Origin of the sequence: Streptomyces maremycinicus, assembly GCF_001184025.1 — a bacterium.
Taxonomy (GTDB): Bacteria; Actinomycetota; Actinomycetes; order Streptomycetales; family Streptomycetaceae; genus Streptomyces; species Streptomyces maremycinicus.
In genome coordinates, this window is record NZ_BBYG01000009.1 from 659,846 (window position 1) to 674,866 (window position 15,021).

Consider the following 15,021-nt stretch of genomic DNA (forward strand, 5'->3'; position numbering starts at 1 on the left):
TGCTACTTCACCGCGACCTGCGACGGATCCAGGACGCCGTCCCAGTCGCTGATGACGATGTTGCGGATGTCCTTGCCGTAGAGCCGCTTGTAGACGGGGTGGAACAGCGGCACGGTCAGCGCCTGGGCGCCGATCTTCTTGTCCAGTGCGCCCCACCGCTTCGCGGCGGCGTCGAGGTCGGTCAACTTGTTGATCGCGTCAATCTCGGCATTGACCGACTTGTCGTTCAGGAAGCCCGTGTTGAAGTTCGCGCCGTCCTTGACGATCTGGCGGCCGTCGAAGATCGGGGCGAGGAACGGACCGCCGGAGGGCCAGTCGGCGCCCCAGTGGGCCAGGAAGAAGCCGGGCTCGGTCTTCACGTCGTGGATCGTGTCGGAGTAGTCGTTGTCCTCCAGGCCCTGGAGCTTGACGGTGATGCCGGCCTTCTTGAGCGCGTCCTGGATCGCGGTCGCGATCTCCGGGCTGGTCTCGAAGTCCTGGCTGTTGGAGTGGGTGAGGGTGACGGTCAGCCCGTTCGGGTGGCCGGCCTGCTTCAGCAGTTCCCTGGCCTTCGCCGCGTCGCCGGTCTTGCCCGCCGGGAACAGGTCGTAGGGCTCGTAGCCGAAGGACTTCTGGTTCGGCAGGTAGGTGGTGGCGGCCTCGGCGAGCGACGAGCCGCCGGCCGCGTTGACGACCGACGAGCGGTCGACGGCGTACGAGATCGCCTGTCGCACCCTGATGTCGTCGAACGGCTTCACGTTCGGGTTGAACGCGATGTAGTTCGTGTAGCCGAAGTGGCCGGTGCCGACCCGCGCGGCGAGTGCCTTGTCCCCGCTGACCTTGGCGAGTTCGGCGGGGCCGAGGTTGGTGTCCGTGGTGATGGCGGTGGCGTCCGCCCCCTGGGACGCGGACAGCCGCTGGTTGATCACCGAGGAGTCGAGCCCGGACCGTACGTCGATCTTGTCGGGGTACGCCTTGCGCTCGGCGTCCGTCTTCGCCGACCAGTAGGTGTTGCGCTCCAGGGTGAGCCGCTCACCGTCGTTCTCGTTCTTGACGACCTTGTAGGGGCCGGACGAGACCGGGTGCTCCTCGTACTTCGTACCGGTGTCCTTGGCCTTGGGGACGGGCGCGAACTGCGTCTGGGTGGCCAGGTACGGGAACTCGCCCTCGGGCTTGTTCAGATGGAAGACGATCGTGCGGCTGTCCGGCGTCTCGATGGCGGCGAGGCCCTTGGGGTCCTTGTACGGCCCCTGGTAGTCGGCCGCGCCGACCAGCCAGTCCCGCAGGTAGGGCGCGCCGCCGGAGAGTTCGGGCGCGAAGGACCGCTCGATGCCGTACTTGATGTCGGCCGAGGTGATCGCGGTCCCGTCCTCGTACTTCAGGCCCTCCTTGAGGGTGTACGTCCATTCGGTGGCGTCCTTGTTGGGGCGCCCGGTGTCGGTGGCGAGGTCGGGGACGACGTCGGTGCCGGGGGCGCCGTTCTCGCGGTTGCGCGTGGTGAGGGTTCTGAACACCAGGGTGGGGACCTTGCCGCCGCCGGAGGTGTAGAGGCGGGCCGGGTCGAAGTCCTGCTGCGGGTTGCGGTTCAGGACGGTGAGCGTCCCGCCCTGGTGCGGGGCGGAGTCGCTGCCGGAGGCCTTGGCATCGTTGTCCTCAGGCCCGCAGGCGGCGGCACCCGCGGCCACCACCAGGCTGACGGATGCCGCGGCGACGCGGCGCGCTATGAGGGACGGTTGACGCATCGGAATGACGACCTCTCGGTTGGCGGTCTCGCCGCCCCTGTGGGGCATCTCGATATACGAGACGTATGGACGAGGAGTGAGACGAAAGTGAACAGACGTCCACCCCGGCGCCGGTCGTCGACATGCCGTGACCACATCACGGCGGGAGATGAGAAGAATTCGCGACGCGCGCGCCTGGGGGCGGCGTCAGCGACAGTGGATGTCGGCCACGCAGAGCGCGGTCACGCCGAAGAGCGCCAGCTCGATGGCGGCGCTGCTGTCGACGGGATGACTAGACCACATACGCAGCAATATGGAGGATCTTCGAGGGCATGTCAACGCGCCCCGTGAGACACCTGTCCACCATGCGGCTCAACTGCCGGGATAGGGCCAGGCGTTGGGCAGGCAGTGGATGCCGTCGTGGTCGAGGAACTTCGTCTGCTGCTGCATGACGGGCGCCAGTTCGCCGTCCTTGTCGCAGGTGACATGGCTGTAGCCGAGGCGGTGGCCGACCTCGTGGTTGATCAGCATCTGCCGGTAGGCGTACATCTTGTCGCCGAAGGTCGCCGACCCCTGGGCCCACCGGTAGGCGTTGATCATCACGCGCTCGGTGGAAGCCGAGTCGCAGGAGACGTTGTCCTGTGTGGTGTCCAGTCCGGACTTGGCGCACCACTCGGCGGTGGTCCCCGGGCTGGCGAGGGTGATGACGAAGTCGGCCGTGCCCGACTGGATCCGCTCGAAGGTGCGGGCGCCGTTGTGGGCCCAGCTGCGGTCGTCGTTGAGCGTCTGCTGCACGGCCTGCGCGAAGAGTTCGCCGTCCAGCCCGAGGCCCTGTTCCACGTCCACGCGGTAGGTGAACTTCTGCCCCTCGCCGGGGGCCTTGGCGATGCCCGCGACGGCGTCGAACTTCCCCGAGCCCTCGAGCCGCGGACTGAGCGCGTACTTCGTGCCCATCCGCTGCGCGTACGTGAGCGTGACCGTGCCGCCGGGGGCGCCCGGCGCGCCGGCGGACACCGAAGGGCTCGGCCGGTCGTCCCCGCGCGCGGTGTCGTCGACGGCCTCACGGGTCTGCCCCGAGGCGGCCCGCGACGGGGTGGAGTCGCCGTCCCGGCCGCTGGTGACCTGCCCGGCGACCACGACGGCCAGCACCGTGGTGACGGCGGCGGCCGCGATACCGGCGAACGCCCGCCCCTTGACCCCCTGGGTGGTCGCGGGCACGCCGGTGGGCGGCTCGTCGTCACCGCGGTCGACACCGGCCGGGGCGGTGGCACAGGAGACGGTGTCCCGGTCCCCGGCGGCGGCGGGATCCTGCACGCGCGCGGCGGCGAACGGCGTCCTCGCGCGCGTGAAGACGTCCTCGTCGTCCTCGCCGAAGGCGTCGAGGTAGTCCTGACGCGGGCCTTGACGGGAACCCGGACGTGGACCCTGGTGCGGGCCGTTCTGGGGCATGGGTCTCTGACGCGGTATCACGGGCTGCCCGGTACCCGCTGATCGTCCTCTCAAGTCACCCCAGCCGCCCCCGCTCTCCCGCTGCTCGGGGTGCCCGCCCCTCGCCACCTGCGGAAATCCATGGGCAGGGGTGCCTTCAGGAAAAGGGAAGCGCGGTACTCCGTGCGAGGGGGTCCCGTCGTATCCGGGGGGTGGCACCGGGACGCGGGCACCGCGCGGATCGCCCTGCGGAGGCGGCTGCGCGGACGCCCCCTGCGCCGCGCCCTTGGAACCGCCCGCGGCGGCACTCCTGGGCGCGGGTCCGCGCCGGCTGTGGCGTCCCACGTAGGTCTCAGCCTCCCGAGGTATCGGTCGCGGTGGCGGTGTCGGCGAGCAGTTCCCGGAACGCCGTCGCCACCGTCTCGGGATACTCCATCATCGCCACGTGACCGGCGTCGGGCAGCGTGAGCAGGCGGGAGTCGCGGAAAGCGCGCGCGGCCCGCTGCGCCATGCGGAAACCGACGAGCTGGTCGCGACCACCGTAGACCAGGAGGGTGGGGGCGAGGACCCGCTCGGCCTGACGCCACAGCCCGTGTTGGCCGCCCAGCACGTACGCGCTGAGCAGACCGCGCGTGGAACGCGTCATCGCGTCCCAGAAGTACGGCAGCTGAAGGCGCCGCTCCAGCTCCTCCACCGCGTGCCGGAACGCGTCCGGGCTGACCCGCCCGGGATCGCCGTAACAGAGCGCCGTGACGCCGCGCACGCGCTGCTCGGCGGTCCACTCACGGGTGAACCTGGTGAAGAGCGCGGCCACGCCGGGCAGTCCGACCAGGCCCGTGGGCACCGCCGTCCGCTGCACCCGCAGTTCGGGCAGCGCGGGCGACACCAGCGTCAGCGTCCGCACGAGGTCGGGGCGGACCGCGGCGACACGCGTGGACACCGCGCCGCCCAGCGAGTTGCCGAAGAGGTGCACGGGTCCGCGGTCGACGGCGTCGAGATAGCGGATCACGGCACGCGCGTGTGCCGTGATGGAGTAGTTGCCGTCGTCCGGCGGCGGGGAGTCGCCGAAGCCCGGCAGATCCACCGCCTCGCTCGCCACGACCCCGTCGAGCAGCGCCATCAGCGCGGACCAGTTCTGCGAGGAGCCGCCCAGGCCGTGCACGAACAGCGCGGGCTCCAGTCCCTCCCGCGCGGGAGGACGGGACCGGACCGTGAGCGTGACGCCCGGCAGCCCGACCGACCGGAGCCGCTCGCCCTCGGCGACCCGCACGGCGATCGCCTTCGGCAGCACACTGGTGGGCGGCACGGAGGGCAGCTCGGTCGAAGACATGCGGGCAATGTTACGAGACGATCACGCACGCTCTCATGTGTTCGCCGTCACACGCGCGGGTCACCCGCGCGCGGGAGGGGCACCCGGCCCGCACCGCGCAGGAGTCGTACCGGCCCGGATCGGGGGCACTCCGCACGGCGATCGCATGGCGTCCGAAACGGGTGTCTCCTAGGCTCGTAGCGAGGGCACCCGCTTGTGGCCCCTGCAACTCGCAGGGACGTTCGTAGGAAGGGAGCCCACCATGGCCGTTGACCCCACCGACCCGGAGACATTCGAAGAGGACGACGACTTCGGGGAGATCGACGTCGAGGCGCCGGAGAACGACGCCGCCGAGCAGTACACGGACGTCGTACCGGAGCGTGACGACTCCCTGGAGGACGCGGATCCCGCCCGGGCCGACGAAGCCGACCTCGCCGAACAGGCCCGCGTCGTCTCCCTCGACGAGGACGACTATCGCTGACATGCTCCGAGCTGGAGCGGGCCGGAGTATGCCCGTAACATCCCGATCCGAAACGGTTTGCACCGCATTTGTCGTCGTCCAGTCCGTGAAATTCTGCGCTCGCACCGCGCACACCACGGTTACCGAAAAGTACGATGGCGGCGCGGCGCTCACCGCACGAGGACCACTTTGGGAGGCGGCGTGACAGCCATCGAGCAGACAGAGGCGGCGCGCCCGCGAGGCACCCGCCTGCCGCGCCGTGCCCGTCGGAACCAGCTGCTGGGCGCCGCCCAGGAAGTCTTTGTGGCGCAGGGATACCACTCCGCCGCCATGGACGACATCGCCGAGCGGGCCGGAGTCAGCAAGCCCGTGCTCTACCAGCACTTCCCCGGCAAGCTCGACCTCTACCTGGCCCTGCTGGACCAGCACTGCGAGTCGCTCATCCAGGCCGTGCGCGGCGCGCTCGCCTCGACGACCGACAACAAGCAGCGGGTCCGCGCGACGATGGACGCGTACTTCGCGTACGTCGAGGACGACGGCGGCGCCTTCCGTCTGGTCTTCGAGTCGGACCTGACGAACGAGCCGGCGGTGCGCGAGCGCGTCGACAAGGTGACCACCGAGTGCGCCGAGGCGATCTGCGAGGTCATCGCGGAGGACACCGGCCTCTCGCGCGCGGAGTCGATGCTGCTCGCCTCGGGCCTGGGCGGCCTCGCCCAGGTCGTGGCGCGGTCCTGGCTGCACAGCGACCGCAGCGTGCCGCGTGACCAGGCGGTGCAGCTGCTGGCCTCGCTGGCCTGGCGGGGCATCGCCGGATTCCCGCTGCACGGCACCGATCAGCACTGACCACGGGGACGCCCGGCCGTTTGTTCCCGCCCGCTGTTCGCTCCTGGCGTGGACGGCCACGCCGTGAACGTCCCCTCACCGGGCTAATGTGTGCAGCGTACGGCGCGGACGCCCGCGCACCCCATGACCGTCGGAGGGACATAGCCGTGGAGGTCAAGATCGGCGTGCTGCACGCACCCCGCGAGATCGTTCTGGAGAGCGGTCAGACTCCCGAGGAGGTCGAGCGCGTGGTGGCCGAGGCCCTGGCCGGAAAGTCGCAGCTGCTCAGCCTCGTGGACCAGCACGGCCGCAAGGTCCTGGTCCCGGCCGACCGCCTGGCCTACGTCGAGCTGGGCGAGCCCGCTCCGCGCAAGGTCGGCTTCGGCGCTCTCTAGGCGAAGCACGGAAGTGGGGCCCGGCGACCAGTGGTCGCCGGGCCCCACTTCCGTTCCCGCTTCGGTTCCTCTCCGCCGCGGACGTTCCCGGTGCCGGACGGTCCCGCCGGCGGATTCCCGGCCGGTGTCGCCCCCGGGCCTCCCCTTCTCCACAGACGGAGCACAAGTCGAGCACAGAGGAGGATTGCATTCCGCAGGTCACGGGTATGACGGGCTACGACCTTGATGCACAGCCCCAACCGTCCGGGAGGGACCCACATGATCTTGGAAGCGCTCGGCTCCGCTGTGCTCGGTCTTGTACTCGCGTGGGCGGCGGTCCACCGCTTCTCCCATCGGCTGCCGGTCCACACGCTCGTCTTCGCGACGGGTGTCGCCGGAGCCCTGTTCGGTGACTTCGTCACCCACAGCGCGCTGGGCCCCGGGACCGCCCTGGCGAGTCTCCTCGGCGCGGCGATCGTCTCCGCCGCCTCCCTCTCGCTGTTGCTGCGCCCGGCCGGCCGACTCCGCCGGCGGTCGGCCACCGCCTGAGCCCGGCGGCGACCGGCGGCCCGGGGACCGGCCCTAGGCCGCGTCCGTCCCGGCCCGGGGCCCGCCCCGGGCCGCGTCCGTCCTAGGCCGCGAGCCCCAGCGCCGCCATCCGCTTGGTGTGCGCCTCGGTGATCCTGGAGAACATCCGGCCGACCTCGGCGAGGTCGAAGCCGTCCGCGACACCGCCCACGAGCATCGTCGACAGCGCGTCGCGGTCCGCGACCACCCGCTGGGACTGCGACAGGGCCTCACCCATCAGCCGCCGCGCCCAGAGCGCGAGCCGTCCGCCCACGCGCGGGTCGGCGTCGATCGCGGCACGCACCCGGTCCACGGCGAAGCCGGCGTGGCCGGTGTCGTCGAGCACGGCCAGCACCAGCGCGCGGCTGTCGGTGTCCAGGCGCACCGCGACCTCACGGTAGAAGTCGCTGGCGATCGAGTCGCCGACGTACGCCTTGACAAGGCCCTCCAGCCAGTCCGACGGGGCCGTCTGCCGGTGGAAGCCGTCGAGCGCGGCGACGAAGGGCTCCATCGCCAGGGTCGGCTCCTCGCCGACCTCGGTGAGCCGGTCGCGCAGCCGCTCGAAGTGGTGGAACTCGGCGGACGCCATCTTCGCCAGCTCCGCCTTGTCCTCCAGCGTGGGCGCCAGCTTGGCGTCCTCCGCGAGCCGCTCGAACGCCGCCAGCTCGCCGTACGCCAGCGCGCCCAGCAGATCCACGACCGCGGCCCGGTACTGCGGGTCGGCCGAGGCCGTCGCCCAGTCCTGGGCTGCGATACCGGTGGCGGTGTTCTCAGGCTTGTCAGAGGTCGTCATGAAGCGCACAATAGCCCGCTCGTCGCACGGGGGAAGTCCCTGGTCAATCAGTGTGACCACGAAGACGTACGGGACCACCCCCGGCACTGTGACAACCACAACGTGACCGAATCGGCCATCGCGTGTGCGCGAATCCGGGGTATGGTGGTAATGCGCCTGCCGAATATTCGACGGGCCGCACGTATGAGGATGCCCGGTCGGTGGCCCGATCGGCTCCGACCCGACAGCCCTCCTCGCCCGTACGGCACTGTCCGTACGGAACCCGGAGGGGACCCCCTCAGCGGTACGAACGCTAGAGCGTCGGCAGAGGTCCCGTGACCTGACAGCTGGCCCGTGAGGCAGCCGTCGTCCCCCGGCACGGTCCTGACACGACCCCCGCGCTCGCCTCGCACCGCGCACACAGAAGAGGCAGCACCCTGACTACGTTCCGAGAGCTCGGCATCCTTTCCGAGACCGCCGAGGCCCTTGAGGCCGTCGGCATCACCTCCCCCTTCCCGATCCAGGAGCTCACGCTCCCCGTGGCCCTGACGGGCACCGACGTGATCGGGCAGGCCAAGACCGGCACCGGCAAGACGCTCGGCTTCGGACTCCCGCTCCTCGAGCGCGTGACCGTCCCCGCCGACGTCGAGGCCGGCCGCGCCCGTCCCGAGGACCTCACCGACGCCCCGCAGGCGCTCATCGTCGTCCCCACCCGTGAGCTGTGCACGCAGGTCACCAACGACCTGCTGACCGCGGGCAAGGTCCGTAACGTGCGTGTCCTCGCCATCTACGGCGGCCGTGCCTACGAGCCCCAGGTCGAGGCCCTCAAGAAGGGCGTCGACGTGGTCGTCGGCACCCCGGGCCGGCTGCTGGACCTCGCGGGCCAGAAGAAGCTCGATCTCAAGCACATCAAGTCGCTCGTCCTGGACGAGGCCGACGAGATGCTCGACCTGGGCTTCCTGCCCGACGTCGAGAAGATCATCAACATGCTCCCGGCGAAGCGCCAGACCATGCTGTTCTCGGCGACCATGCCGGGCGCGGTCATCGGTCTCGCCCGCCGCTACATGTCGCAGCCGACGCACATCAACGCCACGTCGCCGGACGACGCGGGCCGGACCGTCGCGAACACCAAGCAGCACGTGTACCGCGCGCACAACATGGACAAGCCCGAGATGGTCGCGCGCATCCTCCAGGCCGAGGGCCGCGGCCTGGTCATGGTGTTCTGCCGTACCAAGCGCACCGCCGCCGACCTGGCCGACCAGCTCCAGCAGCGCGGCTTCGCCTCCGGCGCGGTCCACGGCGACCTCGGCCAGGGCGCCCGTGAGCAGGCGCTGCGCGCCTTCCGCAACGGCAAGGTCGACGTCCTCGTCTGCACCGACGTGGCCGCCCGCGGCATCGACGTCGAAGGCGTCACGCACGTCATCAACTACCAGTCCCCCGAGGACGAGAAGACGTACCTGCACCGCATCGGCCGTACCGGCCGCGCGGGCGCCAAGGGCATCGCGATCACGCTGGTGGACTGGGACGACATCCCGCGCTGGCAGCTCATCAACAAGGCGCTGGAGCTCGAGTTCAGCGACCCGCCGGAGACGTACTCCACCTCGCCGCACTTCTTCGAGGAACTCGGCATCCCCGCGGGCACCAAGGGTGTCCTGCCGCGCTCGGAGCGCACCCGCGCCGGGCTCGACGCGGAGGAGCTCGAGGACCTCGGCGAGCCGGGCGGCCGCGGAGCACGCGGTCGTGGCGACCGGGGTGGTCGTGCTGACCGCGGTGGCCGCGGTGACCGGGGCGGTCGCGGTGAGCGCGGCGGCCGGAGCGACTCCCGTTCCGGCGAGCGGACCGCGGAGGGGGCCGACGAGCGCGAGCGCTCGGCCCGCACCCCCCGTCGCCGTCGTCGTACCCGCAACGGCTCCCCGCTCGACGCGACGCCCGCCGGGACCACGGCCGCCGAGCAGACCCCCGTGGCCGAGCCGACGGCCGTGACGGAGGAGACCGCCGGTCCGCGTACGCCGCGCCGTCGGCGCCGTACCCGTAACGGGTCCGCGCCGGAGGCCGCCGTCGTGACGGCCGCGCCGGCCGGCGCGGCGACCGTCGAGCCCGTCGCCCAGGCCACGGAAGCCGCCGCGGAAGCCGCCGTGGCGACCGCGGAGAGCACCGTCCCGCAGGCTCCGGAGACCGCTCCGGAGAGCCCGGCGCCCCGCCGCCGTCGTACCCGCAGGACCACCGAGACCGCGCAGAGCGCCGAGACCGTGCAGAGCGCTGCGGCCGCACCGGTCGCGGTCGTGGCGGAACCGTCGGTCGCCGAGGCCCCCGCGGCCGCAGCCGCCGTCGTCACGGCCGAGGCGACGGAGACCAAGCCGCGTCGCCGCACCCGCAAGGCGACGGCTCCGGCCGAAGCCGTGGTCGAGACCGCCGTGGCCGAGACCGCCGTGCTCGACACCGTCGCGGCCCCGGAGGCCGTCGCGGTGGCCGAGACCGTGGTCAAGCCGCGTCGTACCCGCAAGACGGCGGCCGCGGCCCCGGCCGAAGCCACCGCCGACACGGCCGAGGCGACCGAGGCCAAGCCCCGCCGCCGCGCCACCCGCAAGGCCACCGAGCCCGAGACGACGGCCACCACGGCCGACATCCCGGCCCAGGCCACCCAGGAAGCGGCGGCCACCAAGCCGCGCCGCACCCGCAAGACCGCCGCCACCGCCCCGGCCGAGGCACAGGTCGAGACCGCGGCCGACACGGCCGAGGCGAAGCCGAGGGTGCGCCGCACCCGCAAGGCCACGGTCCCGGCCGTGGCGGCCGAAGCCGTCACGGAGACGGCCGAGGCCACCGAGGTCAAGCCGCGCCGTACGCGCAAGACGGCGGCGACGGCCACCTCGGCCCCGGCTGCCGTCGAGGCTCCGGCGGTCGTCGAGCCCGAGGCCAAGCCGCGCCGCACCCGCAAGGCGGCGGCTCCGGCCGAGGTCGCGGTCGACACGGCCGAGGCCACGGAGGTCAAGCCGCGTCGCACCCGCAAGGCCACCGGCACGGCGACGGAGCCGATCGCGGAGGCCGCCGCGGCCGCCGCGGCGGCGGTCAAGCCGCGTCGTACCCGCAAGACGGCGGCCGCGGCCCCGGCCGAAGCCACCGCCGACACGGCCGAGGCGACCGAGGCCAAGCCCCGCCGCCGCGCCACCCGCAAGGCCACCGAGCCCGAGACGACGGCCACCACGGCCGACATCCCGGCCCAGGCCACCCAGGAAGCGGCGGCCACCAAGCCGCGCCGCACCCGCAAGACCGCCGCCACCGCCCCGGCCGAGGCCGAGGCACAGGTCGAGACCGCGGCCGACACGGCCGAGGCGAAGCCGAGGGTGCGCCGCACCCGCAAGGCGACGGCCGCCGCGGAGCCCGCGGACGGCTGACCGACCGGCTCGGTATGACGGCCCGACGGCCCGGACCCTCTTCCATGAGGGGCCGGGCCGTCGGCGTTCCCGGAAGGGTCCCGCAGGCGGCGCGCGCTGAGCCCTCCCGGTAGCCTCGGGGCGTGACCAGGCCCAGCACCAGCAGCCCCTTCCCGCCGCCTCCCGGCGCGCTCTCGTATCCGCTGCGGACCGCGCGCGGCGAGTTCGCCGTGGTCGACGCGCCCGTGCCCGCCGATGTGGAGCAGCGGGGTGTCGCGCTGCTGCTGCCGGGCTTCACCGGGAGCAAGGAGGACTTCCACCGGATGCACGAGCCGCTGGCGGCCCGCGGCTACCGGACCCTCGCCGTGGACGGGCGGGGGCAGAACGAGTCCGACGGACCGGCCTTCGACGAATCCGCTTACGCGCGCGAGGAGTTGGCGCGGGACGTGCTGGCGCAGGCGGCGGCCCTGGACACCCCTGTGCACCTGATGGGGCACTCCCTGGGTGGTCAGATCGCCCGTGCCGCCGTCCTGCTCGACCACTCCCCCTTCGTGTCGTTCACGCTCGTCGCCTCGGGCCCGGCCGAGATCTCGGACTCCCAGAAGCAGCGTGTGAAGCTGCTGCACGACGCGCTCGCGGTGATGACGATGCCGCAGGTGTGGGAGGCGATCCTGGCGATGGGTCCGCCGGAGGAGGTCGGCGGCCCGGCCCGCGGCAACGGCGATCCGGAGCTGTTGCGACTGCGCTGGCTGAACCACAAGCCCGCTCAACTCCTGGTGACCGGGCGCCAGTTGTGCGTGGAGCCGAACCTGGTGGGCGAACTCGCCGCTGTGCGCCTGCCGTTCCATGTCCTGTCGGGTGCGCGGGACGACACCTGGCCGTTGCCGCTCCTCGACGACATGGCCGTGCAGCTGCGGGCGCACCGCACGGTCGTGCCGGGCGCCGAGCACTCGCCGAACCAGGACCAGCCGCTGCCGACGGCCCACGCCCTCGCCGACTTCTGGGACCGCCACCCCGGGCGCTAGCCCCTGCGCCCCAGGCCGCACCGCTCCCCCGCACCGCTCCCCCGCACCGGTCCCCCGCCTCGGCCCCCGCCGCGCCGGCCGGGCTCGTTACGGCGTCCGTCAGTACTGCATCTGCCAGTACCGCACCCGTCAGTACTGCGTCTGTACGTGCTCCCAGAAGCCGTCCCGCAGGGCGCGTCTGAGGTCGGCCTGGCCGCGCAGGGAGTACTGGAGGATGCCTTCCGCCTCCACGAGCAGGTCCTGGTCGACGGAGCCGGGGAGGTACGGGTGGCCCGGCAGCAGCTCCGCCAGCGCGTCCCGGCCCCGCGCCGCCAGCCACTTGGCCGCCACCTGCGCGCCGACGAAGCGGACGGCCTCACGGGTGGGCCGGTTCGCGCCGGGCCCCTCGTAGGCCGCGGCGGTGCGCCGTGAGACGTAGGGCTTGAAGAAGTCCAGGTCGAGGGTGCGCTGGCTGTCGACCTCCCAGAGCAGTGGCTCGGCCTGGTTGCGGCCCTCCGGCGCCTCGATGCCCCAGAGGTGCACCCGGGCGCCGTACCCCTGCGCGGCCTCCACCGCCGAGACCAGATCCTCGTCACCGCCCAGCAGGGCCGCGTCACTGATGGCCCGGTGCCGGGCCAGGGACTCCAGGTCGGTCCGGATCAGCGAATCGACGCCCTTCTGCTGGTTGTTGGCGTTCAGATTGCCCAACCGAACCTTCACGTCCGGAAGTTCGGCGATGGACTGCTGCTCGGAGGTGTGGATGCGGCGCCGGGCGCCGTCGTACCAGTAGACGCGCAGCAGCCGACTGTCGGCGAAGATCGAGCGGGCGCGGTCGATGAGCGCCTCGATCAGGCCCTCGGCGTCGAGATCGAAGGCCCGGCGGTCCTCGGTCCCGGCCACCAGGCGCCCCGCGGCCGCGTACAGATACCCCGCGTCGACGAAGATCGCATGGGTCGAGGGTGTCTTGGCCACCTCGGCGAGCATGCGGGTGAGCAGCTCGTTCGTGCGGTCGAGGCGGGCGGCGAGGGCCGGGAGGTCGTCGTTCATCGCGTCCATTGTTCCGGTGGTCACGCTGCGAACACAACCGGTCCCATTCAGTCCCGGCGAACACACTTACCGGTTAGTAATTAGTCGTTCGAAAAATTTCTTTAGCGTAGGGAATGTTTGTAACACGCATCCTGTTGACTCCCTACGTAACCAAGTAGTTCTCCTCAGGAGGATGACCAGACGAAGGGAGAAGCCATGCGCTTCGAAATCATGCGACTCGACGACGTCGACGGCACGCCCGTGGACAGCACCGTCGTAGACGCCGCCTCCGTCAACCGGATCGTTCAGCAGGCCGCCGCCATCGGGCAGCGGCTGTGGATCCGTCCGGCCGACACCTCGGCCTCATAACACGGATCCCGTCCCTTACAAGTTTCGGAGCCCCCTACGGCGATGCCGTAGGGGGCTCCGCGTGTAGAGGGCTCCGCATGTAGGAGGCTCCGCGTGTAGGAGGCTCCACGCGCAGGGGACCCGGTCAGCCGGTCCGGATCACCTGCGTGACCCCGTTGATGATCTGCTGGACGGCGATCGCGGAGAGCATCATGCCCGCGAGCCGCGTCACCAGGACCACCCCGCCGTCCTTGATGACCCGGATGATCAGCAGCGAGTAGCGCATCACCAGCCACAGCACGACATGGATGGCGAGGATGGCCACCCAGACCGACACCTGCGTCGCCGCGCTGTCCGCCTTCTGCACGGCGAGGATGACGGAGACGATCGCACCGGGCCCGGCCAGCAGCGGCATGCCCAGCGGGACGAGCGCGACGTTGACGTCCTTGGTCTGCTGGGGCTCGTCGGTCTTGCCGGTGAGGAGGTCGAGCGCGATCAGCAGGAGCAGCAGCCCGCCCGCGATCATCAGCGCGGGGACGGAGACATGCAGATAGTCGAGGATCTGGTGCCCGAGGAGTCCGAAGACGGTGATCACACCGCCGGCCACGCAGACCGCCTGGAAGGCCATCCGCTTCTGCACCTTGGCGGGGCGTCCGGCGGTCAGCGCGAGGAAGATCGGGGTGATCCCGGGGGGATCCATGATGACGAAAAGGGTGAGGAAGAGGGAGCCGAAGACGGCGACGTCGAACATCAGCGCGAAAGCCTTGCGGGGAGAGAGGTGGACCGGGTCGCGGCGAGGTGAGTCTCAGACTCCGCCGGTGCCCGGGACCGGGAACGCGCCCGTGGCGCGCCGCGTGATCTCCCCGTACACCTCGGGGTCGGTCGTGTACTCGCCGAGCACGCAGGTCTTGCGGCTGCCGTGGTAGTCCGACGAGCCGGTGACCAGCAGCCCCAGATCGGCGGCGAGCCCGCGCAGCCGCCCCCGCGTGTCCGCGTCGTGGTCCATGTGGTCGACCTCGATGCCGTCGAGACCGGCGGCCGCCAGCTCGGCGATCACGGACTCCGGCACCGTACGACCGCGCTTGCTCGCTGCCGGGTGCGCGAAGACGGTGACCCCGCCCGCGCCCTTGACCAGCCGGATCGCCTCGAAGGGATCGGTCTCGTGCTTCGCGACGTGGGCCCGGCCGCCGTCGGCCAGCCAGTGCCCGGTGAAGGCGTCGTTCACGGTAGGCACGACGCCCAGCTCCACCAGGGCGGTGGCGACATGCGGCCGCCCGACGGACCCCTCGCCCGCGATCCGCGCGACCTGCTCCCAGGTGACGGGGGCGCCCAGCTCGTTGAGCCTGGCGACCATGGCCCGCGCCCGCGGCACCCGGTCGTCGCGCACCAGCTCACGCTCGGCGAGCAGGGCGGGCTCCTCGGGGTCGAACAGATAGGCCAGCATGTGCATGCTGATGCCGTCGACACGGCAGGACAGCTCGGCGCCGGTCACCAGGGTGAGCCCCGACGGCAGCGCGGCGACGGCCTCGGCATAGCCACGGGTGGTGTCGTGATCGGTCAGCGCGACGACGTCCAGACCGGCGGCACCCGCGTTGCGGACCAGCTCGGCCGGGGTGTCCGTGCCGTCGGAGGCCGTGGAGTGGCAGTGCAGATCGATGCGCACGACGCGAGCTCCAGGCGGTGACGGACGGAAGGGGACGCTCCAGCATAACCGGTAATCAACCCCCTCCTGTCACACCCGAAACCCCCGATCACCCCCTACATCGAACTCCGCCGGCGAGCACAGGGACACCGGAGCGCGCCGGTCGCCGCAGGCGATCAGGGGCGCGGGGAACTGCGC

General features: G+C 71.7%; 15 protein-coding genes. 7 read left to right on the forward strand and 8 right to left on the reverse strand.

All coding sequences use genetic code 11. The annotated features are described in order from the left end of the window. Positions 1 to 2: 2 nt before the first annotated feature. The 4 genes from AOQ37_RS07400 to AOQ37_RS07410 all read right to left on the reverse strand — a co-directional run bounded on the left by AOQ37_RS07400 (position 3) and on the right by AOQ37_RS07410 (position 4,458). A complete protein-coding gene (locus AOQ37_RS07400; protein ID WP_062642536.1) occupies positions 3 to 1,721 on the reverse strand; it encodes an ABC transporter substrate-binding protein in 1,719 nt (572 codons plus the stop codon). 186 nt (positions 1,722 to 1,907) lie between these two features. Further along, the gene (locus tag AOQ37_RS42105) at positions 1,908 to 2,003 is read right to left on the reverse strand and encodes an Ms4533A family Cys-rich leader peptide (protein WP_323178948.1); all 96 of its coding nucleotides are present in this window, start codon (positions 2,001 to 2,003) and stop codon (positions 1,908 to 1,910) included. A gap of 69 nt (positions 2,004 to 2,072) precedes the next feature. Then, positions 2,073 to 3,149: a DUF3152 domain-containing protein gene (locus AOQ37_RS07405; protein WP_062642371.1), complete on the reverse strand. Its 1,077-nt coding sequence runs from the start codon at positions 3,147 to 3,149 to the stop codon at positions 2,073 to 2,075. A gap of 331 nt (positions 3,150 to 3,480) precedes the next feature. After that, positions 3,481 to 4,458 carry an alpha/beta fold hydrolase gene (locus AOQ37_RS07410; protein ID WP_062642373.1) on the reverse strand — a complete coding sequence of 326 codons (978 nt, stop codon included), beginning with the start codon at positions 4,456 to 4,458 and terminating at the stop codon, positions 3,481 to 3,483. Between the two features lie 241 nt (positions 4,459 to 4,699). On the opposite strand from AOQ37_RS07410, the gene AOQ37_RS07415 reads away from it, so the two are divergent. The 4 genes from AOQ37_RS07415 to AOQ37_RS07430 all read left to right on the forward strand — a co-directional run bounded on the left by AOQ37_RS07415 (position 4,700) and on the right by AOQ37_RS07430 (position 6,642). Beyond that, positions 4,700 to 4,918 carry a hypothetical protein gene (locus tag AOQ37_RS07415; RefSeq protein WP_062642375.1) on the forward strand — a complete coding sequence of 73 codons (219 nt, stop codon included), beginning with the start codon at positions 4,700 to 4,702 and terminating at the stop codon, positions 4,916 to 4,918. Between the two features lie 180 nt (positions 4,919 to 5,098). After that, positions 5,099 to 5,740: a TetR/AcrR family transcriptional regulator gene (locus AOQ37_RS07420; protein ID WP_020130830.1), complete on the forward strand. Its 642-nt coding sequence runs from the start codon at positions 5,099 to 5,101 to the stop codon at positions 5,738 to 5,740. Between the two features lie 146 nt (positions 5,741 to 5,886). Beyond that, positions 5,887 to 6,114: a DUF3107 domain-containing protein gene (locus AOQ37_RS07425; protein WP_020130831.1), complete on the forward strand. Its 228-nt coding sequence runs from the start codon at positions 5,887 to 5,889 to the stop codon at positions 6,112 to 6,114. 258 nt (positions 6,115 to 6,372) lie between these two features. Further along, positions 6,373 to 6,642: a hypothetical protein gene (locus AOQ37_RS07430; protein WP_062642377.1), complete on the forward strand. Its 270-nt coding sequence runs from the start codon at positions 6,373 to 6,375 to the stop codon at positions 6,640 to 6,642. An 82-nt stretch (positions 6,643 to 6,724) separates the two neighbouring features. Here AOQ37_RS07430 and AOQ37_RS07435 read toward each other — a convergent pair whose 3' ends face one another. Further along, positions 6,725 to 7,462 (reverse strand): ferritin-like fold-containing protein, encoded by a 738-nt coding sequence (locus AOQ37_RS07435; RefSeq protein WP_062642379.1) that lies wholly within the window; start codon positions 7,460 to 7,462, stop codon positions 6,725 to 6,727. A gap of 509 nt (positions 7,463 to 7,971) precedes the next feature. On the opposite strand from AOQ37_RS07435, the gene AOQ37_RS07440 reads away from it, so the two are divergent. After that, complete coding sequence (locus AOQ37_RS07440; RefSeq protein WP_234436829.1) at positions 7,972 to 10,824, forward strand: DEAD/DEAH box helicase; 2,853 nt, start codon at positions 7,972 to 7,974, stop codon at positions 10,822 to 10,824. 122 nt (positions 10,825 to 10,946) lie between these two features. Further along, complete coding sequence (locus AOQ37_RS07445; RefSeq protein ID WP_062642383.1) at positions 10,947 to 11,828, forward strand: alpha/beta fold hydrolase; 882 nt, start codon at positions 10,947 to 10,949, stop codon at positions 11,826 to 11,828. A gap of 129 nt (positions 11,829 to 11,957) precedes the next feature. Here the strand turns inward: AOQ37_RS07445 and AOQ37_RS07450 are convergent, their stop codons facing one another. Continuing rightward, on the reverse strand, positions 11,958 to 12,854 hold the full coding sequence (locus AOQ37_RS07450; protein ID WP_062642538.1) for an NYN domain-containing protein: 897 nt from the start codon (positions 12,852 to 12,854) through the stop codon (positions 11,958 to 11,960). Positions 12,855 to 13,049: 195 nt separating this feature from the next. Between AOQ37_RS07450 and AOQ37_RS39660 the strand changes: the two genes are divergently transcribed. Further along, positions 13,050 to 13,202: a DUF8834 family protein gene (locus AOQ37_RS39660; protein ID WP_007384531.1), complete on the forward strand. Its 153-nt coding sequence runs from the start codon at positions 13,050 to 13,052 to the stop codon at positions 13,200 to 13,202. A 124-nt stretch (positions 13,203 to 13,326) separates the two neighbouring features. On the opposite strand, the gene AOQ37_RS07455 is transcribed toward AOQ37_RS39660, so the two are convergent. Together AOQ37_RS07455 and AOQ37_RS07460 are read right to left on the reverse strand one after the other, a co-directional pair. Then, complete coding sequence (locus AOQ37_RS07455) at positions 13,327 to 13,932, reverse strand: MarC family protein (RefSeq protein WP_062642384.1); 606 nt, start codon at positions 13,930 to 13,932, stop codon at positions 13,327 to 13,329. A gap of 54 nt (positions 13,933 to 13,986) precedes the next feature. Next, positions 13,987 to 14,844 (reverse strand): PHP domain-containing protein, encoded by an 858-nt coding sequence (locus tag AOQ37_RS07460; RefSeq protein WP_062642386.1) that lies wholly within the window; start codon positions 14,842 to 14,844, stop codon positions 13,987 to 13,989. Positions 14,845 to 15,021 lie beyond the last annotated feature (177 nt).